General features: G+C 64.0%; 21 protein-coding genes and 1 pseudogene. 14 read left to right on the forward strand and 8 right to left on the reverse strand.

Going from position 1 to position 26403, the window contains the following annotated elements; translation table 11 throughout:
• Positions 1–196 precede the first annotated feature (196 nt).
• Both GXY01S_RS02845 and nhaA read left to right on the forward strand, forming a co-directional pair.
• Entirely contained in the window at positions 197–1786 is a 1590-nt protein-coding gene (locus GXY01S_RS02845) for a cation:proton antiporter (protein WP_061271925.1), read from the forward strand.
• Positions 1787–1925: 139 nt separating this feature from the next.
• Positions 1926–3074, forward strand: coding sequence for a Na+/H+ antiporter NhaA (gene nhaA / locus GXY01S_RS02850; RefSeq protein ID WP_061271865.1), 1149 nt, complete (start codon positions 1926–1928; stop codon positions 3072–3074).
• 81 nt (positions 3075–3155) lie between these two features.
• On the opposite strand, the gene GXY01S_RS02855 is transcribed toward nhaA, so the two are convergent.
• Complete coding sequence (locus tag GXY01S_RS02855; RefSeq protein WP_061271926.1) at positions 3156–4079, reverse strand: LysR family transcriptional regulator; 924 nt, start codon at positions 4077–4079, stop codon at positions 3156–3158.
• Positions 4080–4224: 145 nt separating this feature from the next.
• On the opposite strand from GXY01S_RS02855, the gene GXY01S_RS02860 reads away from it, so the two are divergent.
• Positions 4225–4998, forward strand: coding sequence for an SDR family oxidoreductase (locus GXY01S_RS02860; protein ID WP_061271866.1), 774 nt, complete (start codon positions 4225–4227; stop codon positions 4996–4998).
• 18 nt (positions 4999–5016) lie between these two features.
• On the opposite strand, the gene GXY01S_RS02865 is transcribed toward GXY01S_RS02860, so the two are convergent.
• From GXY01S_RS02865 to trhO, 3 genes are all read right to left on the reverse strand, one after another.
• Positions 5017–6912, reverse strand: coding sequence for an ABC transporter ATP-binding protein (locus GXY01S_RS02865; RefSeq protein WP_061271867.1), 1896 nt, complete (start codon positions 6910–6912; stop codon positions 5017–5019).
• A gap of 178 nt (positions 6913–7090) precedes the next feature.
• Complete coding sequence (locus GXY01S_RS02870) at positions 7091–7669, reverse strand: DUF1851 domain-containing protein (protein ID WP_129551182.1); 579 nt, start codon at positions 7667–7669, stop codon at positions 7091–7093.
• Between the two features lie 227 nt (positions 7670–7896).
• A complete protein-coding gene (gene trhO, locus GXY01S_RS02875) occupies positions 7897–8946 on the reverse strand; it encodes an oxygen-dependent tRNA uridine(34) hydroxylase TrhO (protein WP_082770686.1) in 1050 nt (349 codons plus the stop codon).
• A 149-nt stretch (positions 8947–9095) separates the two neighbouring features.
• On the opposite strand from trhO, the gene GXY01S_RS02880 reads away from it, so the two are divergent.
• On the forward strand, positions 9096–9773 hold the full coding sequence (locus GXY01S_RS02880) for a hypothetical protein (RefSeq protein ID WP_061271869.1): 678 nt from the start codon (positions 9096–9098) through the stop codon (positions 9771–9773).
• 96 nt (positions 9774–9869) lie between these two features.
• Complete coding sequence (gene arsC, locus GXY01S_RS02885; RefSeq protein ID WP_082770698.1) at positions 9870–10241, forward strand: arsenate reductase (glutaredoxin); 372 nt, start codon at positions 9870–9872, stop codon at positions 10239–10241.
• Between the two features lie 2 nt (positions 10242–10243).
• Here the strand turns inward: arsC and GXY01S_RS02890 are convergent, their stop codons facing one another.
• Positions 10244–11602: an amino acid permease gene (locus tag GXY01S_RS02890; RefSeq protein WP_110570342.1), complete on the reverse strand. Its 1359-nt coding sequence runs from the start codon at positions 11600–11602 to the stop codon at positions 10244–10246.
• Between the two features lie 344 nt (positions 11603–11946).
• On the opposite strand from GXY01S_RS02890, the pseudogene GXY01S_RS02895 reads away from it, so the two are divergent.
• The 6 genes and pseudogenes from GXY01S_RS02895 to GXY01S_RS16915 form a co-directional block, all read left to right on the forward strand.
• A pseudogene (locus tag GXY01S_RS02895) lies at positions 11947–12789 on the forward strand (diacylglycerol/lipid kinase family protein); the annotation flags it as partial.
• A 105-nt stretch (positions 12790–12894) separates the two neighbouring features.
• Positions 12895–13785: an NUDIX hydrolase gene (locus GXY01S_RS02900; protein WP_061271927.1), complete on the forward strand. Its 891-nt coding sequence runs from the start codon at positions 12895–12897 to the stop codon at positions 13783–13785.
• A 139-nt stretch (positions 13786–13924) separates the two neighbouring features.
• Entirely contained in the window at positions 13925–14905 is a 981-nt protein-coding gene (gene nadA, locus GXY01S_RS02905; protein ID WP_061271928.1) for a quinolinate synthase NadA, read from the forward strand.
• The gene (locus GXY01S_RS02910) at positions 14902–16440 is read left to right on the forward strand and encodes an L-aspartate oxidase (protein WP_061271872.1); all 1539 of its coding nucleotides are present in this window, start codon (positions 14902–14904) and stop codon (positions 16438–16440) included. The genes nadA and GXY01S_RS02910 overlap by 4 nt, the downstream gene beginning before the upstream one ends.
• A 17-nt stretch (positions 16441–16457) precedes the next feature.
• Positions 16458–17312, forward strand: a complete 855-nt coding sequence (nadC, locus tag GXY01S_RS02915; protein ID WP_061271873.1) for a carboxylating nicotinate-nucleotide diphosphorylase — start codon at positions 16458–16460, stop codon at positions 17310–17312.
• Between the two features lie 41 nt (positions 17313–17353).
• Positions 17354–17857, forward strand: coding sequence for a hypothetical protein (locus GXY01S_RS16915; protein WP_082770687.1), 504 nt, complete (start codon positions 17354–17356; stop codon positions 17855–17857).
• Between the two features lie 214 nt (positions 17858–18071).
• On the opposite strand, the gene GXY01S_RS02925 is transcribed toward GXY01S_RS16915, so the two are convergent.
• Positions 18072–18974: a LysR family transcriptional regulator gene (locus GXY01S_RS02925; RefSeq protein WP_061271875.1), complete on the reverse strand. Its 903-nt coding sequence runs from the start codon at positions 18972–18974 to the stop codon at positions 18072–18074.
• A 306-nt stretch (positions 18975–19280) separates the two neighbouring features.
• On the opposite strand from GXY01S_RS02925, the gene GXY01S_RS02930 reads away from it, so the two are divergent.
• The 3 genes from GXY01S_RS02930 to GXY01S_RS02940 are packed head-to-tail and all read left to right on the forward strand — an operon-like array spanning position 19281 to position 25584.
• Positions 19281–20750 carry an NAD-dependent succinate-semialdehyde dehydrogenase gene (locus tag GXY01S_RS02930; protein ID WP_061271876.1) on the forward strand — a complete coding sequence of 490 codons (1470 nt, stop codon included), beginning with the start codon at positions 19281–19283 and terminating at the stop codon, positions 20748–20750.
• Between the two features lie 39 nt (positions 20751–20789).
• On the forward strand, positions 20790–22049 hold the full coding sequence (locus tag GXY01S_RS02935) for a metallophosphoesterase family protein (protein WP_242501282.1): 1260 nt from the start codon (positions 20790–20792) through the stop codon (positions 22047–22049).
• Complete coding sequence (locus GXY01S_RS02940; protein ID WP_061271878.1) at positions 22036–25584, forward strand: YhaN family protein; 3549 nt, start codon at positions 22036–22038, stop codon at positions 25582–25584. Before GXY01S_RS02935 ends, GXY01S_RS02940 begins: the two co-directional genes overlap by 14 nt.
• A 282-nt stretch (positions 25585–25866) precedes the next feature.
• Here the strand turns inward: GXY01S_RS02940 and GXY01S_RS17905 are convergent, their stop codons facing one another.
• On the reverse strand, positions 25867–26196 hold the full coding sequence (locus GXY01S_RS17905) for a hypothetical protein (RefSeq protein WP_146222739.1): 330 nt from the start codon (positions 26194–26196) through the stop codon (positions 25867–25869).
• On the reverse strand, positions 26189–26395 hold the full coding sequence (locus GXY01S_RS02945) for a cold-shock protein (protein WP_061271879.1): 207 nt from the start codon (positions 26393–26395) through the stop codon (positions 26189–26191). Before GXY01S_RS02945 ends, GXY01S_RS17905 begins: the two co-directional genes overlap by 8 nt.
• Positions 26396–26403: the final 8 nt, after the last annotated feature.

A 26403-nucleotide genomic window follows, 5' to 3' on the forward strand; every position in this document is an offset into this window, starting at 1 on the left:
GGGCACCATGCGGCACCGTTTCATGGCGGTGTCGGTATTTTATTTCATTCATGCGGTCATGACTGATTGAATGGTGGGACAAGACACCAAAAAGACATGAATTATTTTCGTTCATGGGTATGAATATTTTGTCAGATACCGATGGCCTGCCCTGTGCGTTAAAGGGGCAGGCCCGGCTGAGACAGGTATGACCTTCATGTCCAATGTAGCGCGCTTTGAGTATATTCTGCTGCTGATCGTGCTCATCGTCGGGCTGGAACTTGCCGCGCGCAAGATGCGCCTGCCACCGGCTGCGGCCCTTGTGCTGGGCGGCATTGCCATAGCACTCGCCCCCGGCCTGCCGGTGCTTGAAATCGATCCTGACCTGGTGCTGATCGTGTTCCTGCCGCCGCTTTTGCTGGCGGGGGCATATTTTTCGGTCTGGCATGCGTTTCGCGTGCACCTGTTTGGCATCCTGCAGCTTGCGGTGGGGGGCGTTGCGTTCACCACGTTTGCCGTGGGGCTGGCCGCGCACTGGCTTATTCCCTCCATGCCGTGGGCGGGGTGTTTCGTGCTGGGCGCCATTGTCGCCCCGCCCGATGCGGTAGCGGCCAAGGCCGTGCTCAAGCACGTGGTCCTGCCCGAGCGGATCACGACGCTGCTGGAAGGCGAAAGCCTGCTGGATGATGCGGCGAGCCTCGTCATCTACCGCTTTGCCACCGTTGCGGTGCTGACCGGCTCGTTCAGCCTTGTCCATGCCACCGTCACCTTTGCGTGGCTGGCCATGGGCGGGCTGGTGCTGGGGGGCGGGCTGGGGTGGCTGTGGATCAAACTGCTGCGCCGGGTGCGCGACCGGATCCTGAGCATTACCATGACGCTGCTGCTGCCCTGGGTGGCCTATATCGGCGGGGAGTGGCTTGGGGCGTCGGGGGTCATTACCACGGTCGTGGCGGGGCTGGTGCTGGGGTGGCGGCAGCATGACGTGTTCAGCGCCGATGAACGCCTGCGCTGGGCGGCGGTGTGGGAGGTGCTGGTGTTCCTGCTCGAATCCCTCGTTTTCGTGCTGATCGGCATGGCGCTGCACGCCATCGTGCTGCGCCACAGGGGCACGGGCTGGGTGGCGCAGGATGTGTTTGCTCCCGTCATGGGCATTGTGCTGGCGGTCATGATCTCGCGCTTTGTGTGGATGGCCTTGACCGAGGGGCTGCGCATCGCCTGCGTGCCGCCATCACGGCGGCCGGGCGTGCGGGGGTTCATGACCTATGTTGCGGTCATGGGGTGGTGCGGCATGCGTGGCGTGGTCAGCCTGGCCATCGTGCTGGCGCTGCCCGAGGGCATGCCCGAGCGCGACATCATGCAGATCGCGACCTTCGTGGTCATTCTGGCTACCGTGCTGGGTCAGGGCACCACAATTGGCTGGCTGATCCGCATGACGGAGGGCGCGCGCGGGCAGGTGGCAGGGCAGCGGCACTACCTGTCGGTATCGCAGGCGCGTGCGCAGATCGCCCGCGTGCAAGAGCGCATCATGCAGCATCTGGCCTATGATGCGGATGGGCAACTGGTGCATGATCGCCTGCTTGAGCAATATGCCTACCGCGCGGAACTGGCCGAGCGTTTCAGCCATGAGCAGGAGGCGCTGCAGGGGCGGCAGGATGCCCATTACCGCGCCCTGCTGGCCACCATAAAGGCAGGCCGCGCCGAATTGCTGCGCCTGCACCGCAGTGGCGAGATCCATGACGCCGTGCTGCACCAGCTTGAACATGAACTCGACCTGCAGCAGATGACGGCGGAAGGGGCTCTGATCTGAGCAGGTTTCAATCAGCTTCGGCAGTTTTCGAAGCTTTTTGAAAAAAGCTTCACCAAAAACTTCTGAGTGGTTTGCGCCAGCAGGTGCGCGCTGTGCAGCTTATTGCAATGCGGCAGCATTCGGGTGCAATGACAGCCAGATGACCGTTCCGACCACTTTCCTGCCACAGCGCCTGCGGGCTTTCTCATGTTCCCCCGCAGGCGGGGCCTGCGCGTTGCTGCTGGCCTCCGTTCTGGGCTTCGGGCTGGCCAATTCGCCATGGGCCGCAACTTACGGGGCGGTGGCGCACTGGCCGCTCAGCCTTGCTGTTCTGGGTGCACAGGGGCCGCGCACCTTGATTGCCTGGGTGTCCGATGGGCTGATGGCGCTGTTTTTCCTGACCATCATCCTCGAAATCCGGCACGAAATCAGCGATGGCCATCTTTCCTCACCCCGCAAGGTCGCCCTGCCGCTGATCGGGGCGCTGGGCGGCATGGTGGTTCCGGCACTCATTTACGCTGTCTTAACCCATGGCGCGGCGGAGGCTGCGCGCGGATGGGCCATACCGATTGCAACCGACGCCGCCTTTACCCTGCCCATCATCCTGCTGCTGGGCGCGCGCGTGGCCCCTGCGGCACGGGTGTGGCTCATGGCGCTGGCGGTTTTTGATGACCTGCTGGGCATCGGGGTGATTGCGATCTTTTACGGCTCCGCGCCATGCTGGCCCGCGCTGGCGGGTGCTGGCATGGTACTGGCAGGGTTGGTAGTCGCCCGGTACTGCAAGGTGGTCAATGCGGGCGCATACGGGCTGGGTGGCGTGCTGTTATGGGGCCTGTGCGTGCGCGCGGGCGTGCAGCCAACGCTGGCAGGCGTGGCGATCGGGGCGTGCTTGCCCGCCCCGCTGGCGCGACCGGGCCTGAACGCGGTTGTGACATGGGGGGTGCTGCCGCTGTTTGGTTTCCTCAATGCAGGCGTATCGCTTGCGGGGGCGCATATGGGCATGTTGCTGGCGCCCGTGTCGCTTGGGGTCATGCTGGGGCTGGTGGTGGGCAAGCCCGTGGGCGTTTTTGGCGCGAGCGTGCTGGCGGGCAGGGTGGGGTTGGCAAGCCTGCCGGAGGCAACCTCGCTGCACATGCTGTTCGGGCTTTCGCTCTTATGTGGCATTGGCTTTACCATCAGCCTGTTCATTGCCAGCCTTGCCTTTACGGACCCCGTCCTGGTGGGGGCGGCGAAGCTGGGCATATTTGCAGGCTCCCTTGTTGCTGCGCTGTCGGGCTGGCTGTGGCTGCGGTTTGGGGGCAGGCCATAGAAGTTTTGGGTAAAGCTTTTTCAAAAAGCTTTGAAAGCACGCCGCCTTTTTGAAAAAAGGCGGCACCCAAAAACTTTTACTTTATCCATTCTCCTCGTCGGAGCGTCCTTCCATTGTCGTCGCAAGCAGCGTTGCAAGCCAGTCGGCAAACACCTGCACCCGGCGCGACAGATGGCGGCGATGCGGGTAGAGCAGCGCCATGGGCATGGGTTCGGGCCGCCAGTCGGGCATGACGTCAATGAGTTCGCCCGCTGCAATATGGTGGCGCACGTCATAGGCGGGCACCTGTATCAGCCCCAGCCCGGCCAGGGCGCAGGCCACGAGGGCTTCGGCGCTGTTGACCGTAACCCGGCCCGGCATCTGCAAACTGTGCACCGTGTCGCCCGCCATCCATTCCCATGCCTCCACCCGGCCAGTAGCGGGCGAGGCATAGCGCACGGCCTCGTGGTGCGGCAGGTCGGCAGGCGTGCGGGGCGTGCCGCTGCGGGCCAGGTAGGCGGGGCTGGCCACGTTGACCAGCGGCAGTTCGCCCAACTGCCGCGCAATCAGCGCTGAATCCGCCAACGGGCCGACACGCAGCACGCAGTCGATGCCATCCTCGATAAGGTTCACGGTGCGGTCGCTGACGCCAAGCTCGATGTCGATATCGGGGTAGTCGTGCAAAAAAACGGGCAGGGCGGGGGCCACGATCAGCCGCCCGATGCGCCCGGGCAGGTTCACGCGCAGCAGGCCACGCGGCGCGGTGCGGTCCTTGCGGAACAGGGTTTCGGCTTCCTCCACATCCGTGACCAGCCGCACGCAGTGCTCATAGAACGCGGTGCCATCGGGGGTTGGGGTCACGGAGCGGGTGGTGCGGGCGAGCAGCCTTGTGCCCAGCCGGTTCTCGAGTTCCTGTATGGCGGCCGAGACCGAGGAGCGCGGCATGTTGAGCGTATCGGCAGCACGGGTGAAGCTGGTGGTCTCCACCACGCGGGTGAAGATACGGAACAGGTCGATACGGTCCACGGCAACCCCGGAATGCATTGGGTGTTTGTTCGTCAATCCTGACAGGTGTTGTCAGGAATGGGAACTTTATAGTCTGATCCTAGCTGATACTGTGCGCGGAGCAAAAGCGCCACCCGCGCTTGCCACGCATGAACGGAGGCTCGACATGGTAGATCACACGATCAAGGGTAAGACGGTTCTCATTACAGGTGGGGCCAAGAACCTTGGCGCGCTCGTGGCGCATGACCTTGCGGCCCATGGCGCAAAGGCCATTGCCATTCACTACCACAGCGCCGCCACGAAACCCGAGGCCGACAGGACGCTGGCGGCACTCAAGGCTGCTGGCGTGCACGCCGTTGCCTTTCAGGCTGACCTGACCGCAAACGGCGCGGTGGCCAAGCTGTTTGCCGATACGGTGGCCGCCATCGGCCGCCCCGACATTGCCATCAACACCGTGGGCCAGGTGCTCAAGAAGCCGATTGCCGAGACGACGGAGGCCGAGTTCGATGCCATGTTCGCGGTCAATACAAGGGTTGCGTATTTCTTCATCAAGGAAGCGGGCATTCACCTCAACGATAACGGCAAGCTGCTCACCCTCGTGACCTCGCTGCTCGGGGCGTACACGCCGTTCTATTCCACCTATGCGGGCTCGAAAGCGGCGGTCGAGCACTTTACCCGCGCGGCATCGAAGGAATATGGCGCGCGTGGCATTTCGGTCAACGCGATCGGGCCAGGCCCGATGGATACGCCTTTCTTTTACGGGCAGGAAGCGCCCGAGGCCGTGGCCTACCACAAGTCCGCCGCAGCGCTTTCCCCCTTCAGCCGGACCGGCCTGACCGAGATCGAGGATATAGCCCCCTATATCCGTTTCATCGTATCGGAAGGGTGGTGGATGACCGGCCAGACCATTCTGGTCAATGGCGGTTACACCACCAAGTAGGCCGCGGGCAGCGGGGGCCTACTGGTACCCCGCCGCCTGTAATTCAAACAGCTCCGCATAGCGCCCGCCATGGGCCAGGAGCTGTTCATGCGTGCCCGCTTCGAGCACACGCCCATGTTCGAGCACCACGATGCGGTCCGCCGTGCGCACGGTAGAGAAACGGTGCGAAATGACCAGCGCCGCCTTGCCTTGGCGCAGGGCGCGCAGGCGTTCGAACACATCGGTCTCGGCCCGGGCATCGAGGGCGGAGGTCGGCTCATCAAGGATCAGCAGGTCGGCATCGCGCATATAGGCGCGTGATATGGCGATTTTCTGCCACTCACCGCCCGAAAGTTCGCGCCCCTTGGCCACCCGCTTGCCCAATGGCTGGTCAAGGCCCATGGGCAGCTTGGCCACGACATCATCGGCCAGCCCCTCATGGGCGGCGGCGGTGATGCGCGCGGTGTCATCAAGCGCCTCGATCCGGCCCACGGCAATGTTTTCCGATGCGGTGAGGCTGTAGCGGATGAAATCCTGAAAAATCACGCCGATATGGGCGCGCAGGTCAGCAAGGTCCATGTCGCGCAGGTCTACGCCATCGACCGTAATCCGCCCCTCATCAGGCTCGTAAAGCCGGGTGAGCAGCTTGACGATGGTGGTCTTGCCAGCGCCGTTCTCGCCCACCAGCGCCACCGTCTCGCCTGCGCCGATATGCAGGTCGAGGCCGCGAATGGCCCACCTGTCCGTGCCGGGGTAGCGGAAGCCGACATTTTCGAAGCGGACGGCGTGGCGGATGGGCGAGGGGAAGGGTATTGTCACGGGCGGGGAGAGAATGGCCGGGCGCAGGTCGAGAAAGGTGAAGAAATCATCGAGATACTGCGCCTGGCTGGCGGTCTGCGTCACGCCCAGCAGCAGGCTTGACAGCAGCCCGTGCAGCCGCAGGAACGAGCCTGACAGAAAGGTCAGGTCCCCCACCGAGAAACGCCCGCGCACCGTATCCCACACAATCACGATATAGACGCTGTAATACGCCACCGAGCCGATGGCGGCGAACGCTCCGCTCCACGCAAACCGCCGCAGCGCCAGCCTGCGGTTCTGTTCCAGCACGGTTGCCGCAGCCGCGCTGAAGCGCCCGACCAGAAAGCCGCCAAGGCCAAACAGCTTGAGTTCCTTGGCATGTTCCGCGCTGGAGCCGACGTGGCGCAGGTATTCCATCTCGCGGCGCTCGGCGGTCTTGGCGCGGATCAGGCGGTAGCCCTCGGCATTGAAATGCGCTTCCCCCGCAGCGGCGGGCAGCAGGGCGATGAGCAGCACCACCACCAGCCACGGCGCGAATGTCATGACACCCGCTGCCAGCACCAGCGCCGTAACCGTGGTCTGGGCGATGTTGAACAGTTGCACCAGCAGGTTGTTGCGCCCCGAGGCCTGGCGGCGCGCGCGCTCGAGCAGGTCCTGCAATGCGCTTGATTCGAACTGCTGCAGGTCGAGTGTTGCCGAATGTTCCATCAGCGCCAGGCTGACGGCATTGATGTAGCGCTCATTGAGCAGCCCATCGACCAGCGAGATGGCGCGCGATGTCAGGTCTGACAGGATGATGAGTGCGAATTCCAGCGCGATCCAGAGTTCCAGCAGCGTGGCCGGGCCATGCAGCGCCCAGTCGGCCAGTGAGCCTGTGGGCATGGCATGGCCGCCAAGGCGGATGACCTCATCAACAATGAGCTTGCCCAGATACAGCGCCAGCGGCGGCTGGACGGCCTGCACCAGCCGCAGGCAGATGCTGGCCACCGTCAGCGCCGGGCTGCACCGCCATATCTGGCGGAACATGCGCGGCACATGGGCATACACGCCAAAGCGCCGCCTGAGCCGCGTGGACCACGGCCTGCGCGGCGGGGGCGGAGGGGAAGACGGGCGTGAGGGTTCGGTCTCAGCGTTCAATCAGTCTGTGCTCCGGACAAAAAGCTGTTTGAAAGCAACTTATTGGATAAAAAAATTTTCGCACATCGTCTGTTTTTTTTAAAGCGGCGTGGCTTGCAAAACACCAGCCCGGTGAACGTTATGCAATGCGGGACATGGACATGCAATTTACGCGCGGATGCTCAAGAGTCTGTATTTTTTATCCACGTATCTTGTTCAGGATTTGCCCGAGAATATTCCAGGAAACATCAATATCTTCTACGTATAAATTATCGATCTCATCCTTTCCGCTCAGGAACGGGGGTATTTTATAGGAAACGCATTCATTGTATTTCAATGATAAACCAGTTGCTGCCTGCCATTCTGTGAAGAAACCTTCTGCCAGAGTAACATCACCATATCTGACCAATTCGTTATTGTGGAATGAAATAATATCGCCTTCAATCTGGAATACATCGCCCGTTTCCAATTCAAACAGCAATATATGATCGCCTTTTTCTGGATTTTCGGTCGCAAATGCCCTGCCGAGCCAATCATATCCAAAGTATACCATTGTTTTTTCGTAACGGGGGAAGGCCTGGCAAACACGTTCTGACCATGCCTTGATGTCATCCGGTTTTACAGTTTTATACAAGCCACCATTAAACGAGTCTCCACCATAATTTTTAAACAGATGGCATAGACTTTTCGCCATGTCTGCAGGGTATGGATAAGCATTATTTTTTTCACCGCATGAATGGGAATCTTTTTTGAATTTATCATCAAAATATTCAAACATGATCTCTCTTTTATTTTTCTGTATGTATTGACTCACCTGCTCGCCAGAAAGACAGGATCAATAATACCCTTAAATAATAAAAGTTTTTGGTGAAGCTTTTTTCACAAAGCTTCAGAAGACGCCGCCTTCGTGAAAAAAAGGCGACACCCGGAAACTTTCCCTGTTTTTAAAATAATCTCTTGAAAATGTTGTAAGCCTCCCGTGCCTTGCCGCCTTATGGCGGGGCATTATTTTAAAACGACCTTCTGCTCCCGCGCAGGGGGAGCAACTTCTTTCGGCGCCTCTGCGCCATCCGCTGCGCCAACCGGCAGGGGCAGGCCGATATGGTGCGCGCCGCGGCTTCTGGCCAACTGGATCTGGCGTTCGCGTTCGGCATAGCGCTGGCGCTGTGCCTTGGTGCGTTCTGTCGTGCAATGCGGGCAGCGCACGCCTTCCTCATAGTCGGGCGACTGGCGGTCAGCCGCGCTGAGGGGCGTGCGGCAGGCGTGGCATATGTCGAACGTGCTCGGCGCCAGCCCGTGGCCTACGCTCACGCGCTGGTCAAACACAAAGCATTCGCCCTCCCACAGGCTCTGGGCCTCGGGCACGGTTTCAAGGTATTTCAGGATGCCGCCCTGCAGGTGAAACACGTCCTCCACCCCTTCGGCGCGGACAAAGGCGGTGGCTTTTTCGCAACGGATGCCGCCGGTGCAGAACATCGCGATTTTGGGCGTGCGGCCTTCGTGCTCCAGCGCGGCCCTGCGTTCGCGGAACCATTGCGGAAACTCACGGAAGGTTTTCGTGCCCGGGTCAATCGCGCCGCGAAAGGTGCCAATCGCCACCTCATAATCATTGCGGGTGTCGATCACGATGGTGTCGGGGTCGGCAATCAGAGCGTTCCAGTCCTCGGGCGGCACGTAGTGGCCCACGTCGCGCCGTGGGTCGAGATTGTCGATGCCCATGGTCACGATCTCGCGCTTGATGCGCACCTTCATGCGGTGAAACGGCAGCGCAGGCGCGCGCGAGAACTTGACCTCAAGCCCGGCGCAGCCGGGCAGGGCGCGGATGATGGCCAGCATGGCGTCAATCGCCGCATCCGTTCCGGCAATGGTGCCATTGATCCCTTCATGCGCCACCAGCAATATGCCGCGTATGCCCAGCTCGTGGCAGGCGGCAAGTAGTTGCTCGCGCACGGCGGCAACATCCGCAAACGGGGTGAAATGATAAAGCGCCGCGACACGGATGGGCAGATCCGCCTGCGGCGCGGAAGATGCGGAAGAAAGGGATGGATCTGTCACACTGGCAACCCTGTGCTAGAAACGGCCACATGCAGGCATGCGGATACATGAAGCCATGATATAGCCGAACCCCGGCCTGAATGCACCCTCCGCGCGACGGTGCGCGGGCGCATGGCAGGCGGCCCCGTGCCGCGTCAGGATGAGGAAGCATGACGGACGATCTGACAGGGAATATCTTCTACCGGCGTGATGACTGGGAGCATTTCCTGCTGGAAATGGTCTCGGGGAGCGATTTCTCCGCTATCAGCGCGTTTGTGGATCAGGTCTATCCGCCTGGCGCTGCCGAGGATTTTGACCTCCTCCTTTACAAGGGCCGGAAGCTGGCCCTGCGTGGTGGGGCCCTTATTGCGTTCGAAAAGGATGGATGCATCATCTTCCCGTCTTCCGGCATCGAGGTCCGGGCGCATGTCGCGCCGATGCGGACCCTGATTGCCCACCACATCACCTACATGCAGGCCATCAGGGCAGCATGGGTGGGCTTTGCGCAGGAGATGGCGCATGTCCGCGCGGCCACCTGCAAGGCCGTGCGCGGCGTGGATGCCGGTCTGAACGTAAGCTTTGACAGCCAGTATAATGCTTACGTGCTCAAGGGCCTGCATGTCATCGCAACGGCAAATATCATCAATGACACGCAAATTCCGTTTGTGGCTGACATGGTCAGGGAGAACCTCAAAGCAGGTCTTGTCCTGCCCGTTGACGTGCCGGAAGATGAAGCTTCAGTGCCGCCACCGCTGCGGCAGTTTCACTTCCCGCGTGATGCAGCCATCATCGATGCCTGCAGCATTGCACTGCAAATACAGATCGACCCGGATGAAATTCCCTTCTGAACAGCAGGCCCTTTACGTCCGCGCGGAAATGGGGGACGACCAGAGAAGGCCGCAAGGCCCATCATATTGTTCCTCTTGCGCCATGTGGGGCATGCCATGACCGTAACCCTTTACCATAACCGTGCCTGTGGCACGTCACGCAACGTGCTTGCCCTGATCCGGGCCGCCGGGATCGAGCCGGTGGTGGTGGAATACCTCAGGACACCGCCCAAGCGGGCCGAACTCGACGTGCTGGCCAGCAGGCTGGTCGTGCCGGTGCGCGACCTGCTGCGCGAACGCGGCACGCCCTATGCCGAACTCGGGCTTGATAATCCCGCGCTGAGCGATGGGCAGATCCTTGACGCCATCGCCACCCACCCCATCCTGCTCAACCGCCCCGTGGTCATGACCGACACGCAGGCCCGCCCGTGCCGCCCGAAGGAGATTCTGTTCGAGATTCTGCCACAGGCCCGCCCTGCGTCAGCGTGAAATCACGCCTGCTTTTTGCGGCGCAGGGCGTGGATCAACACGAAAAATACTGTGGTGCCCAGGCTGGCCAGCGCAGTCATGCGCTGCGACGGGTTGAGCAGCATTGCCCCGAAAATGACCAGCACGCCCCCCAGCGTTGCCATGTTGATGACGGGAAAGAACGGCAGCCGGAAATATGCCTGCCGCATGGCGGGCGTGGCCGCGCGGCGCGTGACCACATAGGCCGTGACGATGAGCGAATAGACCAGCAGGATCACGCCCCCGCTGCAACTGAGCAGGAAGGAGAACACCGTGTCCGGCGCCAGGATGGAGGAAAACGCCACCACGCCGCCGGCCAGTGAATTGGCCATGATGGCATTGACCGGCGTGTTCTGGCTGTTGCGGCGTTGCAGGAGCGCGGGCGCATCGCCATGGCGGGAAAGCTCGGCCAGAATGCGCGAGGTGATGTAAAGGCTGGAGTTCATGCACGACAGCACTGCCGTCAGCACCACCACCCGCATGCACGCCGCAGCCCCCGGAATGCCCATGACCTGCATGGCTGCAACAAAGGGCGAATGGCCGGGCTCGATGGTCCACCACGGCACGATCATCAGGATCAACGCGATGGACAGGCTGTAGAACAGCATGATGCGCGTGCCGAGGCTGCGGGTTACATACGCCACGTTCTTGGCCGGTTCGGCGGATTCACCCGCGGCAACGGTCGCGATTTCCGAGCCGATCATGGTGAACAGAAGGGTGGGGATGATGGCCAGCACCCCCATCCCGCCATGGGGAAAAATTCCGCCATGACCCGTTACATTATGCACGACCGGCACGCCGGGGCCAAAAACATGCGCCACGTACAGGCCACCCGCCACCACAAAGGCCACGATGCTGGCAACCTTGATGAGCGAGAGCCAGAACTCGCATTCGCCAAAAATATGCACGGCCATGCGGTTGACCAGGTTCAGCGCCACGATCAGCGCCGTGGCCAGCACCCACACTGGCAGCCTGATCCAGTCATGCAATAATATCGCGCCCGCAATCGCCTCGCTGCCCAGCGCCACCAGCCAGAAGAACCAGTACAGCCACCCGGTGGTAAACGCAGCGCCATTGCCATGCGCCGTGCGGATATATTCCACAAACGATCCCTTGCCGGGGCTTGCGGTCACCATTTCCCCCAGCATGCGCATGACGAGCATGACCAGTATGCCCACCGCGACAAAGCCGAGCAGCACCGCAGGCCCCACCGCGGCAATGGCCGCACTGCTGCCCACGAACAGCCCGGCGCCGATGGCACCCCCCAATGCAATCATGATGATGTGGCGCTGCCGGAGCACGGAGGCAGGCCGGGCGGGGCAGGGCGGCGTGACTTCAGTCATGGTGCCTGCCATCGTGCCCGCGCCATGCACGAAACGGGCAGGTCGCGCACGGGGAAAAACCTGCCCCGCCTGGGCGGGCCCATGTCAATGCCAGACAGCCATGGTGCTGCCTGTGCCTCTGTAATCGTTTCACTTTCATCCCGACCATTAGGACAGGAAGCCGCACCGTCTGTAAAGGGGAGCGGGGTCGGGGCATGAAGTCATAACGCGCTGGTTTTGCAGCACAACGGCAGGGGGGTCGTGCAGCGTCACCCCGGGGGCATGGCCCGCTGAAGCAGCCCGGTAGCCAGTTCGCGCAGGGTGTTTTACACGCTATGGCCATGAATACGTCACGATCCGTTACCATGATCGTCAATCCCACCGCAGGATGGCGGCGTTCAGGCCACGCCACCCGTCTTGCCGTGGCCCTGCGCCGCGCGGGTGTTGCGGTGCAGGCTGCCTATACGCGCGACCGGGGTCATGCCACCGAACTGGCGCGTCATGCGGTGCGCCACGGCGGGTGCAGTCATGTCGTGGCCATTGGCGGCGATGGTACCGTAGCCGAAGTGGCACGCGGGCTTGCGGGGTCGGATGTCGTGCTCGCGGTGCTGCCCGTTGGCACGGCCAACGTGCTGGCGCGTGAACTTGATCTGCCGTTTGATGAAAGCCTGCTTGCGCGCGGCATCATCGCGGGTACGAGCGCGACCGTGTGGCCGGGCGTGCTGCATACGGCGCGGGGCGCGTCGCTTTTCGTGCAGATGGCGGGTGTGGGGTTTGACGCCCATGTGGTCCATACCGTCTCGCCACGGCTGAAGAAGGCGGTGGGGCGCGCGGCCTATGTGGTGTCCGTGCTGCGGGCGCTGTGGGGCTACCGCTACCCCGTGCTGCGCGTGGAGGTGGATGGCGTTGTGCATGAAGCTTCATCCGTCATCATTTCCAAAGGCGCGCTGTATGCGGGCCAGCATGTGCTCGCACCTGTTTCCATGCAGGCGGAAAAGGCGTTCTCCGTCGTGCTGTTTGGCAGTGCCGGGCCGTGGGCAACCCTGCGCTACGGGCTGGCCCTGCTGCGTGGCACGCTGCCCCGCCACAAGGATGTGACGATACTGCGGGCCAGCACCGTCGCCATCCCCGCCCCCACCGGCCTGCCCGTGCAGAGCGATGGCGATGCGCATGGCCAGACCGCCATCCGCGCAGAGATCAGCGCCCGGCCCATCCGCATCGCCATTTGCCCGCGCGCGCGGGGGCAGGCCAGGAAAATCCCTCCCCAAACCGGGCCGGAGCGTGATAGGTTCCTGCCCGCCATGACAACCCATATGATGATCGAGCTGATCGCTGTCCTGACGGCCGTGCGGGGGGATGTTCCCCAGGTCATGACCATCGACCATGGGCGGCAGTTGCCCTCCGGCCCGCTGGAAAGCACGCATCGCTCGTTGCAGGCAGGCGTCAGGGCGTGGGTCGAGCGCCAGACCGGCCACCCCATCGGGCATGTCGAGCAACTCTACACCTTTGCCGATCATGACCGCATCCTTGCCACCACGCAGGGGCGGATGATCGCCATCTCCTACCTGGCCCTCACGCGCAGCCACGCGGGCGAGACGGGGTGGCGCGACTGGTACGACTACTTCCCGTGGGAGAACTGCAAGGGCGATGAGGGCCGGACCAGCCTGGCCCTGATCGAGCGCCTGCTGTGCCACTGGGTGGCGGGCATGGGCCACCCCGCCGAGCGCGTGCGGCAGTGGCAGCGCTGTGTCAGCCTGTTCGCCATTGGCGACATGGTGGCCTGGAATGACGAACTGGTGCTCCAGCGCTACGAACTGCTGTATGAGGCCGGGCTGGTGGCCGAGGCAGGCTGCCCGCCCGATCGCGCCGTGCCGGGGCAGTCCATGCACCATGACCACCGTCGCATTCTGGCAACGGCCATGGCGCGGTTGCGTGCAAGAATACGTTATCGCCCGGTTGTGTTTGAACTGATGCCAGAGTCTTTCACCCTGCTTCATCTCCAGCGCGTGATGGAAAGCCTGTCGGGCGTGCATGTGCACAAGCAGAATTTCCGCCGCCTGATCATGCAGCAGCAACTGGTTGAAGAAACTGGCGAAATCGAGGAAAATACCGGCGGTCGCCCCGCCCGCCTGTTCCGCTTCTGTGGGGAAGTGCGGCAGGCGCGGCAGTTCGTTGGCACCAAGATCCCGCTGGTGCAGCCCTGAGCGGGCGAAGCACACCTCACGAAAATCCTGATTGACAAGCGGGCGGTTTCCCTCTGGAAGTGTGGGGCCGGTCCCTGCGGCCTGACTTATACTCAATATGAGCATAAATGGCATGCGGGAATGGGAAGGGAGAACAGGCATGAACCAGATTGCGCCACGTGGCAAAACGGACGGGCTGTATGACCGGGTGCGTCATCTGGTCCCTGAAATGGAATGGGAGACCTTTGTCGAGGACATCCGCGCGATCGAGACCCTCAAGCGCGAGCGCAACGCCGTCATTCTGGCGCATAACTACCAGACGCCGGAAATCTTCCATTGCGTGTCCGACATCCGTGGCGACAGCCTCGCCCTTGCGCGCGAGGCGCAGAATACGGATGCCGATGTGATCGTGATGGCGGGCGTGCATTTCATGGCCGAGACCGCCAAGATGCTCAACCCGCGCAGCACCGTGCTGATCCCTGACCTCAAGGCAGGCTGCTCGCTCGCCGATTCCATCACGGGGGCCGATGTGCGCCTGCTGCGCCAGCGCTACCCCGGCGTGCCGGTGGTGACCTACGTGAACACCTCAGCCGAGGTGAAGGCCGAGAGCGATATCTGCTGCACCTCGGGCAATGCGAAGCGCGTGGTGGAAAGCCTGGGCACGGACCGGGTCATCATGATCCCCGATGAATACCTTGCCCGCAACATCGAGGCCGAGACCGGCATCAAGATGATCACCTGGGCCGGCCACTGCGAGGTGCATGAGCGCTTTACGCCCGGCGAGATCGAGCGCATGCGCGCCGACCATCCCGGCCTCGTGGTGCTCGCCCACCCCGAATGCCCGCCCGAGGTCGTGGCGGTATCGGATTTCAGCGGCTCCACCGCCATGATGGATGATTACGTGCGCGACCATAAGGGCGGCCGCATCCTGCTCGTGACCGAGTGCTCCATGAGCGACAACCTGGCCGTGCGCTATCCGCAGACCCAGTTCATCCGCCCATGCAACATGTGCCCGCACATGAAGCGCATCACGCTGGCCAATATCCGCCAGTCGCTCGAAAACATGACGCATGAGGTCACGCTCGACCCGGCAATGGCCAGCCGTGCCCGCCGTGCCGTCGAGCGCATGCTGGCGATATGACCGCCCGCCCGGCCCTGCCGTCACTCGTGGGGCAGCCGCTCATCGTGGGGGCGGGGCTGGCGGGGGTCATGACCGCGCTCTCCACCACGCGGCCATGCGTGCTGCTATGCGCGGGCCGGCTGGATGAAATACGCCCGCCCCATGCCGCAAGCTGGCTGGCGCAGGGCGGTCTGGCGGCTGCCGTTGGCGTGGATGACACGCCCGCCCTGCACGCGGCTGACACGCTGGCGGCAGGGGCAGGCCTGTGCGACCCCGACATCGTCAGGCGGGTGACTGATGATGGCCCCGCCGTGGTCGGGCGTCTTGCTGGCCTGGGCGTGGCATGGGATCGCAACCCCGATGGCAGCCTGCAACGCGGGCTGGAGGCCGCCCATGCGCGCCGCCGCATCGTGCATGCGGGCGAGGACGCCACGGGGGCGGTCATCATGCGCGCGCTCGCCGCCCGCGTGCGGCGCACCCCACGCATTACGGTCATCGAGCACGCCCATGCGCGTGACCTTGTGCTGCATGATGGCGCGGTGGCAGGGTTGCGGGCGGTCATTGCAGGCACGCAGGTGACCATGCCCGCCACCGCCATCGTGCTGGCCACGGGCGGCGTGGGCGGCCTGTTTGCCGATACCACCAACCCGGCGGGCGCCACGGGCAGCGGGCTGGCCATTGCCGCGCGCGCGGGCGCCGTGCTGGGCAACATGGAGTTCGTGCAGTTTCACCCCACCGCCCTTTCCGCCGGGGCGGATGGCCAGCGCCTGTGCCTTGTCAGCGAAGCCGTGCGGGGCGAAGGCGCCACGCTGATTGACGAGACCGGCGCCCGCTTTACCGAGGAACTCGCCACGCGTGATACCGTATCGCGCGCGGTGTGGCGGCACATGATGGCGGGCCACACGGTCTATCTTGATGCCCGCAAGGCCATCGGGGCCGCCTTTACGCAGCATTTTCCCGCCATTTCGGCGCTGTGCGCGGCGCATGGCATTGATCCGCTCACGCAGCCCATACCCGTGCGGCCCGCAGCCCACTACCATATGGGCGGCGTGGTAGTTGACCCCGCCGGGCGCACCGGCGTGCCGGGCCTGTGGGCTTCGGGCGAGGTCGCCTGCACCGGCCTGCACGGCGCCAACCGACTGGCCAGCAATTCACTGCTTGAGGCCGTGTCGTTCGGCACATGGATCGGGCAGGCGCTTGATGGCCATGACCGCCCGGTCCGGCCCGTGCCCGGTCTGGCCGCTCCGGGTCTACAATGGACGCAGCCCCCGGTCGGCCTGCGGCGGCTCATGAGCCGTTATGCCGGTGTCATCCGCAGCGGGGCGGAGCTTGAGGCCGGGCTGGCGCAGGTTCTGGCCCAGCCTGAAAGCGATGCCCGGCTGGTCTGTGCCGCCATCATGCATGCCGCCCTGCTGCGCACCGAGAGCCGGGGCGGGCATTTTCGCAGCGATTATCCGCACGTAGCGCCCACGGCCCATGCCTCGCGCCTGACACTGGCAGATATTGCCCACCTGAGCGCGCAGATGGACACGCCCGTGGCCACCACGCCCCCATGAAGGAAAGAAACGCCCCCATGCTCCATCCCTTGCCCGACATCATGCTCGAACCCCTCGTGCGCGCGGGCCTGCTCGAGGATCTGGGCCGCGCGGGCGATCTCACCACCGATGCCGTGATCGGGGAGGGTGATACGATTGTCCGTGCCGCCTTCGTGGCGCGGCAGCAAGGCGTGATCGCGGGGCTGGACATGGCACGCCTGTCCTTTGCCCTGATGGACCGGCGCATTACGTTTACCCCAAAGCTGCGCGATGGCGGCAGGGTCGCGCCGGGTGACGTGCTGGCCACGGTGGAAGGCCCGGCACGCGGCATCCTGTCGGGCGAGCGGGTGGGCCTGAACTTCCTGTCGCATCTGAGTGGCATCGCCACCGCCACGGCTGCGGTGGTTGATCTTGTGCGGCCTTACCGCGCCCGCATCACCTGCACGCGCAAGACCATGCCCGGCCTGCGCGCCATCCAGAAATACGCCGTGCGGGCAGGGGGCGGCAGCAACCACCGTTTCGGCCTTGATGATGCGATCCTGATCAAGGACAACCACCTCGCCTTTGCCGGTGGCGTCAGGCCTGCGGTTGAACGCGCGCGGGCGGCGGCGGGCCATCTGGTGCGCATCGAACTTGAGGTGGACACGCTGGACCAGTTGCGTGAAGGGCTGGAAACCGGCGGCGTGGATGTATTCCTGCTCGACAACATGCCGCCCGACACGCTGCGCGAAGCCGTGAAACTGGTGGATGGCCGCGCCATAACCGAGGCCTCGGGCGGGATTACGCCCGATACGGTCACCGCCGTGGCAAAGGCCGGGGTGGACCTGATCTCGCTGGGCTGGCTCACGCATACCGTGCGCGTCATGGATATCGGGCTGGATTACCAGCCCTGATCCTGTAGGAAGGAAGGGGTTTGTAACAGAAGGAAACCGTCATGGCCCGTCTTTCCGTCCGATATCCCCACCGCTTTGCGGCATCTGCTTTCGCAGCCTGCCTGATGGGCGCAGGCATGGCCCATGCCCAGCCCGACATGCAGCAGCGCATGCAACGTGAGCAGCAGAACGAGCAGATGTACATGCAGCGCGACCAGCAGCGCCAGCAGATGGACCAGCAGTTCCGCCAGCAGCAGATGCAGCTTGACCAGCAGCACGAGCAGATGCGCATGCAGCGTGACCAGCAGCGCCAGCAGATGGATCAGCAGTTCCGCCAGCAGAACATGCAGCTTGACCACCAGGCCCGACAGATGGGCAACCAGCCCGGCGGGCGTGAGCAGATCGAGCGCCAGCGCGAGCAGATCCGCCAGCAGCGCGACCAGCAGGGGCAGCAGATGGACCAGCAGTTCCGCCAGCAGGAGGATCAGCTTGGCCAGCAGCGCCAGCAGATGCAGATGCAACAGCAGCAGCAGATGCAGCAGTTCGGTCAGGGATGGGGCCGATAAACACGGCCCGGGCCGTGGCGTAAAGCCGGGGTCTTTATCGCGGCGCCTCGCCCGCGGCCCTGGAGGCTGCTGGAAAAGTTAGCCCAGAAAACATCCAGCACTCATAAGGAAGTTTTTGGCGAAGCTTTTTTCAAAAAGCTTCGAAGAATGCTGTCTCTTTGAAAAAAGGCGGCACCCAGAATTTTTTATCAACGGGTTGTTTTCAAACACTCTCTTACCCAAGAGCGAAGATGTCGCGCATGTCCATGTTTGCCGCGATCTCCCACACCCGCACGGTCAGTGCGGTGGGCAGGGACTGCGTCAGCCGCGCCAGCCCCACTTCGGGGGTTGCGCATGGCCCCAGCGGGCGCACCTGCAGGCGCCCATGCCCCGTATGGGTGGGCAGGGCCGCAACAGGCAGGATGCTGGCCAGCCGCCCGGCCAGCAACTCGGCATACAGCACTTCGAGCGAATTGGTTTCCATGACAATGGCAGGCGTCACGCCCGCCCCGCGAAAGGCCGCATCCACGATCTGCCGGGTGCGCATTTCCGTGCTGAGCAGGCACAGCGGCAGGTCGGCCAGCGTGTGCCATTCGCGCCGGCCCGCGGGCAGCACGAACGGCTCGGCGGCTACCAGCACATGCTGCTCGGTATAGAGCGGCAGGACTTCAAAGGGGCCATCGGGGGGGATCTGGTCAAGATAGACCAGCCCCAGGTCAAGCTGCTGCTGGCGCAGGCGGTGGATGGTATCGGCACAGGGACCAAGGCGCACCTGCAGGTGCAGGCCGGGAATGGCGGTGCGGAAGCTTTCCAGCAGCACGGGTGATGCCTGGAGCGCTGGCGGCATGACGCCAATCGACAGCGAGCCGCCTGCCACCGCCTGCGCGAAGGCGGCTTCCTGCCGCAGGCCATCAAGGGCTGCCAGTGTCTGGCGTGCCCAGTCGAGCACGCGCTGCCCCTCATCGGTCAGGCCATTGAAGCGGCGGGTGCGGCGAATGATGGTAATGCCCAGTTCGGTCTCGAGCTGGCGTATGGCCGAGGAGAGCGCAGGCTGCGACACGCCGCAGCTTTCCGCGGCGCGGGAGAAATGCCGGTAGCGATCAAGCGCTATGAGATAGGTCAACTGCCGCAGAAACACGCCACATCCATCCTGATAAAAACGGCCTCATCCTTATCTGACAATAACGTCGCGCACCACTGCCCGCGCCCATGCGCCCTGTGCACCGGCCTGCGGGTGGTTGGCGGAAAGGGTATTCGTGGTGTGCATGGCACGCCTGTTATGGCGGCATGGTCGCCACGATCCGCGCCCGTGCGGGCGAAACGGGTGCACAACCACAGGCTGTTTCTCGTTCCGGCCCCATGCGGCATTGACGATATCGGATATGATCCTTGATGAAGGCATAAGCATTATTTAACCCGCCACCGCGCCCGATCGGAGCCTGACATGACCGTGCCTCTCGCCAATACATCGCTTTTTCGCAAGGATGCGTTCATCCATGGCGAATGGACCCCCGCCCTCAATGGCGCGCGCCGGGCAGTACACAACCCGGCCACCGGCGCGGAAGTGGCGGAAGTGGCGGAATGCGGGGCGGATGATGTGGCGCGCGCCATCGAGGCAGCCGTGGCGGCGCAGGCACAGTGGCGCAACCGCACCGGCGCCCAGCGGCAGGTGATCCTGGCGCGCTGGCATGATCTGGTCATGGACAACCTTGATGACCTCGCCACGCTGATCGTGACCGAGCAGGGCAAGCCCCGCGCGGAAGCGGCGGGCGAGATCCGTTACGCCGCAAGCTTCCTGCTGTGGTTTGCAGCCGAGGCCATGCGTGGCTACGGCGATGTGATCCCTCCCACCAACCCCGCCACCCGGCTGAGCGTAATCCGCCAGCCCGTGGGGGTGTGTGCTGCCATCACGCCGTGGAATTTTCCCGCCGCCATGATCACCCGCAAGGCCGCCCCGGCGCTTGCCGCGGGTTGCGCCATGATCATCAAGCCATCGGAACTGACCCCGCTCACCGCCCTGGCGCTGGCCGAACTCGCCCATCAGGCAGGCGTGCCCGCAGGGCTGGTGCAGGTGCTGCCCGGTGATGGCGTGCGGCTGGGCAAGGCGCTGTGCGCAAGCCCCGCCATCCGCAAGCTGTCCTTTACCGGCTCGACGCAGGTCGGGCGCATTCTCATGGCGCAGTCGGCCCCCACGCTCAAGCGCCTGTCGCTTGAACTGGGCGGCAATGCGCCCTTCATCGTGTTCGAGGATGCGCATATCGAACAGGCCATCAAAAGCGCTGTCGCCGCCAAATTCCGCAACGCCGGCCAGACCTGCGTGTGCGCCAACCGCTTTCTGGTGCATGACAGCATCTATGATGATTTCGCCACCCGCTTCGCCCGCGTGGTGGACAGGCTGCATGTGGGGCCGGGCAACGCGCCCAATTCCGTCATCGGCCCGCTGATCAGTGCTGGCGCGCGCGACAAGGTGGAAACCCTCGTGCGTGATGCCGTGACCAAGGGGGCGGGCGTGCTGTGCGGGGGCACGCGCGACAGGGCGGGCGCGCTGTTCTACCGCCCCACCGTGCTGCGCGAGGTAACACCCGCCATGCGCATTGCCCATGAGGAAATCTTCGGCCCCGTGGCCCCGCTCATGCGCTTTGGCACCGAGGCGGAAGCCATCGCCATGGCCAATGACACGGAATATGGCCTTGCCGCCTATTTCTTCACCCGCGACCACGCCCGCGCCTGCCGCGTGGCGGAAGAGCTGGAATACGGCATGGTGGGCCATAACACCGGCCTGATCTCCAACGAGGTTGCCCCCTTTGGCGGCATCAAGCAGTCGGGCATGGGGCGCGAGGGGTCGCGCTATGGCATGGATGAATACCAGGAGATGAAATACGTCTGCACCGACATCACCGATCCCGGCGCCTGATTACATTTACATCCGCTTTCAATGGAGTACGATGGCGGCATGAACGAATTCCGCTTTCTTCATGCCGCCGACCTGCATCTCGACAGCCCGCTACGCGGCCTGGGCGCGCGGTCGGATGACTATGCCCGCCTGATTGCCGATGCCTCGCGCCGGGCCTTTACGGACATGATCGACCGTGCCATCAGCAGTGAATGCCGTTTCGTGGTGCTGGCGGGCGACGTGTTTGATGGCGACCTGCGTGATGCGCAGTGCGGGCTGTTTTTTGTCAACGGCATGGCGCGGCTGAAGCAGGCGGGCATCCGCGTGTTCATGATTCTGGGCAATCATGATGCCGAAAACCGCTTTGTCCGTCACCTGCACGTAACCGACAACGTACACCTGTTCGATACCCGCAAGGCCGACACACAGGTGATGCAGGATCTGGGGGTTGCCGTGCATGGCCGCAGCTTCGGCCGCCGCGACGTGACCGACAATATTGCCCGGCACTACCCGCCCCCCATGCCCGGCCTGTTCAATATCGGCATCCTGCACACCGCCTGCCAGGGGCGCGAGGGGCATGAGCCTTACGCGCCCTGCACGGTCGAGCAACTGGTCAATCATGGCTACCAGTACTGGGCGCTGGGCCACGTGCATACCCGCGAGATCCTGCATCGCGACCCCTATGTGGTCTATGCGGGCAACCTGCAGGGCCGCCACGCGCGCGAGGCCGGGCCGAAGGGGGCCTCGCTGGTGAGCGTGCGCGCGGGTAGTGTGGTGGATGTAGCCCCGCAGGTGCTCGACGTGGTGCGCTGGGCCAGCGTGCGGGTTGACCTGTCCACCGCCACCACGCGCGGCGCGATGAGCAGCCTGATCCGCCACGCGGTCGAGGGCGTGGTGCGCGAGGCGGATGGCCGCCCCATCGCCCTGCGGCTGGAACTGGCGGGGGCAACCGGGCTGCATGCCGAGCTGATCCGCAATGCCCGTGACCTGACGCTTGAAGTCGAGACCGTTCTGGCCAGCATCTCCGATGAAATCTGGCTCGAACGCCTCAAGGTCCAGACCCGCGCACCCCAGCGCGCGCCCGTGCTTGATACGTCCACCGGCGGGCGTATTGCCGCCGATATCCGCGCCAGCGCAACGCCGGAGGCCCTGCGTGCGGAACTCGATGCCATCCTCGCCGCCGTGATCGACCGCATGCCCGCCCACACCCGCACCGATGCCCTGCGCGCGGGCCTTGCCGCCGACATACCCGCCCGCGCGGTGGACCTTGCCCTGTCATTGGTGGAAAACCCAGAAGAAAGCCGCGATGCACATTCGTAACCTGCGCATCATCCGCTATGGCGCCATTGCGGATATGGAACTGGATTTTGGCGCGGTCCCCGGCCTGCATGTCATTCATGGCCCGAACGAGGCGGGCAAAAGCACTACGCTTTCCGCCATGACCGATTTTCTGTTTGGCATTCCCAACCAGTCCGATGCGGGTGCGGTGTTCGGTAATGACCAGATCCGGCTCGAGGCCAGCCTCATGCTGGCCAACGGCACCATGCTCGACCTGCGCCGCCGCAAGGGCCGCACCCGCACGCTGGCCAGCCTCGATGGCCAGCCGGTCAGCGATGACGTGCTGGCCCCGGCCCTTGGCGGCATGACGCGCGAGCGCTTTACCGCCCTGTTCGGCCTCAATGACGAAACCCTGCGCAGCGGGGGGGCGGCCCTGCTCAGGGCGAATGGCGATATCGGGCGACTGATCGTGGAGGCAGGTGGCGGCCTGCGTGCCCTCATGACACGCCTGGCCGAGATTGATGAACGGCGCGCGGCCCTGTTTGCGCCCCGTCGTGCGGCGGAGCGGGCTTTCTACAAGGCATCCGATGCCTTCCGCGCGGCACAGGATAGCCTGAGGGAGGCCTCGCTGACACATGAGGCCTATACCAGCCATTGCCAGCAGCGTGACGAATCCCGCCAGCACCGGGCCGATTTTGACCGTGAACAGGCTGATCTGCGCCGCCTGCATGCACGGCTCGAACAACTGGCAAAGGCCTTGCCCCAGCTTCATGCCCTGACCCGGCTGGAGGCCGAACGCGCAACCCTGGCCGACCTCGCCCCATTGCCCACCGGCATGGGGGCGGAGATTACCGCAGCCCTTGAGGCCAGTGCTGCCGCCCAGGCCCGCCATGAAACGGCCCGCGCGCAGGCGCAGCGCCTGCAACGCCAGACAGACGTGCCCCCCGCGCAGGCCCGGCTCATGGCACAGGGCGCGCGCGTGGCGCATGTGATCGCGCTGGGGCAGGTGGTCCGTCGCGATCGCGCGGCCCAGCCCGAACGCGACGCCAAACGCCAGCAGATCAACCTCAGCCTGGCCAGCCTGCGCCAGTGGCTCAATAAGGGGCCGGATGCGGATCTGCGCCAGTTCATGCCCGCGCGCGTGGTGCTTGAAGAAATACGCCAGATGGCCGATGCCCAGATGCAGTGGCGCAACACGGTTGCGGCGCTCGAGCAGCAGATAGCCCAGACCGATCTTGCCCTTGCCCGCAAGGCGGCCCGCCTCGACACCCTGCGGGCGCAGGGATACGACCGGCCCGTGGATGCGGATGCCTCCGTCTTTGCCGCCCTGCCTGCCGAGATCAAGCGCCTTGAGGTGCGCAGGAACAGCCTTGCCGCATTCGAGGAAAAGCTTGATGCGCGGCTCGGGGCGCTGGGGGTGGCCACGGCGGCAGCCCTGCAGGCCCTGCCGTGCCCTGATGCGCAGGCCGTGCGCGCGGCAGGCGAGGGGCAGCAGCGGCTGCACATCCACAATGAGCGCATTACCCAGGCCCTTGCCACCGAGCGCGAACGGCTGGCCAGCCTGCGCCCGGCCCTTGCGCGGCTCGAACATGCGGGCAACACCATTACGCCCGACATGCTGCACGCCGCCCGCGCGCAGCGCGATAGCGCCTGGCATGAAATCCGCGACGCCTATCTGGGTGCCGACACCACGACGCCACCCTCCACGCGCCAGCACAATGCCACGATGCTGGAGCGTGCCATAGCGCAGGCGGATAGCCTGTCACGCCAGTTGCTCGCACAGGCTGACCGGCTTGCCCGCATCGAGGCGCTGCGCCATGACATGGCCCAGTGTACCGACAAAATTGCCTGCCACGAGCGTAACCTGACTGATACGGCACAGCAGATTGCCCGGCAGTGGCAGGAATTCATTACGCCGTTTTCCGCCATCATGGCCCATGCGGCCACGCCAGCAGCACTCGGGGCATTCGTGCAGCAGCGCGGCGACGTGCTGGCCGAGGCCGAACAGGTCGCCACCGAGCGCGCGGCCCTTGAACACGAGCGCATCAGGCTGGCCGTGCAGCGTGACGGGCTTGCGCATCTGGCCCGCATGATGGGCGTGGACCCTGACCTGCCGCCCGCCGCCTGCGTGGAGGGCGTGACCCGCGCCCTGCGCCTGCATGCCAGCGCATATGAGGAATATGACCGCCTGCGGCGTGAACATGATGACCTGCTGCCCCAGCGCGTCCAGCTTGGCCAGCAAACCGCAGTGCTTGAAGCCGAACGGCAGCAATGGGCCGCCCGCTGGGCACCCGCCATGCAGGCCATTGGCCTGAACGCCGATGCCCTGCCGGTGACCGGCCGCGACCTGGCCGATGAATGGGCGGCAGCGCCCGCCGCCATTGCCCAACTGGCCGAACTCGATGAAGCCACGGCGCGGGCCGCAGCACATGAAGCCGAACTGGCATGCGGGCTTGACGGGCTGCGCCCCGATCTTGCCTTAAGCCTGCCCACTGACGCGGCACTGGCCGCCCATGAACTGGAACAGCACTGGCGCGAGGCCGAGAAGGCCCGCCACCAGCGTGAAGCCCTGCAACCCGAACGTGACAAGGCCAACCATATGGTAGCCCAGGGCGAAGCGGACGTGCAGGCGGCCACCGCCGTGATCGAGGCGCTTCAGGCCCGCACCCATGCGCAGGGCAATGAGGCGCTGCGCCAGCTTGCCACCCGGCTGGAACAGCGCGACAGCATGGCAGCGGTCCACGCTCAGGCGCTGCATACCCTGTCCTGCATGACCGATGGCCAGTCTCCCGACCAGCTTCATGCAGCCCTTGCAGGACGTGACGGGCCGGAACTCCAGGCGGAAATCGCGGCGATGCAGGCCCGGCAGGAGCAACTCGCAGCCGCCCGTGACGACGCCGTACGCACGGAGCAGCATGCCGAAAGCGCCCTTGCCGCCTTTGAGCACAATACCGAGGCCCCCCAGGCCGCCGCCCGGCGCGAAGCGGCCATAACCAGCCTGCACCGCATTGTGGAGGAATATGCTGAACTGACCCTGGCGCGTAACCTCATTGCAGCGGCCATGGACCGGGTGCGCGCGCAGGTGCAGGATCCGCTGGTGCGGCAGGCAGGCGCATTCATGGCGCAGGCGACCGATGGTGCTTTCAGCGGCATACAGACGGAACTCGATGCCAGCAACGAACCCGTGGTGCGCGGTGTGCGCCCCGATGGCAGCACGGTGGCGGTGAGCGAGATGAGTGCTGGCACGCGCGACCAGCTTTTCCTGGCTTTCCGCCTGGCCAGCGTGGAGACCTATTGCCGCACGACCGAACCGCTGCCGTTTATCGCCGATGACCTGCTGGTGCAGTTTGATGATGCCCGCAGCCATAGCACGCTGAACGTGCTGGCCGAATTTGCCCGCACCACGCAGGTGCTGCTGTTCACCCATCACGACAGCATACGCGACATGGCGCGCGGCATGCAGGCCAAGGGCGCTGCGATCAACCTGCTTGAACTGCCCGCTCTGGCCAGCACGCGTCCGGTTGCTGCGCTACAGGAGCGAAGCGGCATACAGACAAGCCTCCCGCACAGGCGCTGAGACACTTTTTAAAAACAACCCGTTGATACAAAATGATAAAAGTTTCTGGGTGCCACTTTTTTTCAAGAAGGCGGCGTTCTTTGAAGCTTTTTGAAAAAAGCTTCACCAAAAACTTTCTTATGATTTCCGGATGTTTTCCGGGTGCTGCTTTTATGCAGTAAACACCATCCATAACGGGCCTGTGCCAGAGGGTTGGCTGGCGTCAGGGCATGGTGGTGCTATTTGCGGCCCATCTGCCGGGCAATGGCGCGTTCGGATCGCGCGAACGCCGCCCAGTCCTGCTCATAGCGGTCGGGCTGGGGGGGAAGGTGATGAATCACCCGCGTAAGGGGCATCCGACCCGGTCGTGAGGCTGCGCGAAGGCGGCATGCCTGCGTGGGGCAAAGGGGCGAAATGGTTCAGTGAGGGTGGGGCGTAGGCTGGCGCCATGGGGGCGGCAGGCAGGGTCACGCTCCCGTTCCAGCCACCGGGCTGGGGCATCTGCGCCCGGGCCACAGGGGCGGGCAGGCAGAGCAGGGCTGTCACAATCAGCCGGAAGGCGCGCATGAGGCGAAAAAAGGGGTAGAAATAAAAACGGCAGAAACCGAAGTTCCTGCCGCGTTTATCAGCCAATCTTGAGATTGACTGCAGAAGACTTGCCGTTACGGCCCCTCTCGAGGTCATACGTCACGGCCTGCCCTTCGGACAGGGTCTGCTGGCCAGCCTGCTCAACGGCAGAGATGTGCACGAAAGCATCGGCGCTTCCGTCATCAGGCTGGATAAATCCAAAGCCCTTCTGGGCGTTGAACCATTTAACTGTTCCTGCGGCCATAATTTGGC

The sequence above is a fragment of the Komagataeibacter xylinus NBRC 15237 genome (assembly GCF_001571345.1).
GTDB lineage: Bacteria > Pseudomonadota > Alphaproteobacteria > Acetobacterales > Acetobacteraceae > Komagataeibacter > Komagataeibacter xylinus.

Bases quoted from the DNA above. Each gene is read 5' to 3' on its own strand.
- GXY01S_RS02845 (WP_061271925.1), top strand. From the start codon at position 197: ATGTCCAATGTAGCGCGCTTTGAGTATATTCTGCTGCTGATCGTGCTC.
- nhaA (WP_061271865.1), top strand. From the start codon at position 1,926: ATGACCGTTCCGACCACTTTCCTGCCACAGCGCCTGCGGGCTTTCTCA.
- GXY01S_RS02860 (WP_061271866.1), top strand. From the start codon at position 4,225: ATGGTAGATCACACGATCAAGGGTAAGACGGTTCTCATTACAGGTGGG.
- GXY01S_RS02870 (WP_129551182.1), bottom strand. From the start codon at position 7,669: ATGTTTGAATATTTTGATGATAAATTCAAAAAAGATTCCCATTCATGC.
- GXY01S_RS02880 (WP_061271869.1), top strand. From the start codon at position 9,096: ATGACGGACGATCTGACAGGGAATATCTTCTACCGGCGTGATGACTGG.
- arsC (WP_082770698.1), top strand. From the start codon at position 9,870: ATGACCGTAACCCTTTACCATAACCGTGCCTGTGGCACGTCACGCAAC.
- GXY01S_RS02890 (WP_110570342.1), bottom strand. From the start codon at position 11,602: ATGACTGAAGTCACGCCGCCCTGCCCCGCCCGGCCTGCCTCCGTGCTC.
- GXY01S_RS02900 (WP_061271927.1), top strand. From the start codon at position 12,895: ATGATGATCGAGCTGATCGCTGTCCTGACGGCCGTGCGGGGGGATGTT.
- nadA (WP_061271928.1), top strand. From the start codon at position 13,925: ATGAACCAGATTGCGCCACGTGGCAAAACGGACGGGCTGTATGACCGG.
- GXY01S_RS02910 (WP_061271872.1), top strand. From the start codon at position 14,902: ATGACCGCCCGCCCGGCCCTGCCGTCACTCGTGGGGCAGCCGCTCATC.
- nadC (WP_061271873.1), top strand. From the start codon at position 16,458: ATGCTCCATCCCTTGCCCGACATCATGCTCGAACCCCTCGTGCGCGCG.
- GXY01S_RS16915 (WP_082770687.1), top strand. From the start codon at position 17,354: ATGGCCCGTCTTTCCGTCCGATATCCCCACCGCTTTGCGGCATCTGCT.
- GXY01S_RS02930 (WP_061271876.1), top strand. From the start codon at position 19,281: ATGACCGTGCCTCTCGCCAATACATCGCTTTTTCGCAAGGATGCGTTC.
- GXY01S_RS02935 (WP_242501282.1), top strand. From the start codon at position 20,790: ATGAACGAATTCCGCTTTCTTCATGCCGCCGACCTGCATCTCGACAGC.
- GXY01S_RS02940 (WP_061271878.1), top strand. From the start codon at position 22,036: ATGCACATTCGTAACCTGCGCATCATCCGCTATGGCGCCATTGCGGAT.
- GXY01S_RS02945 (WP_061271879.1), bottom strand. From the start codon at position 26,395: ATGGCCGCAGGAACAGTTAAATGGTTCAACGCCCAGAAGGGCTTTGGA.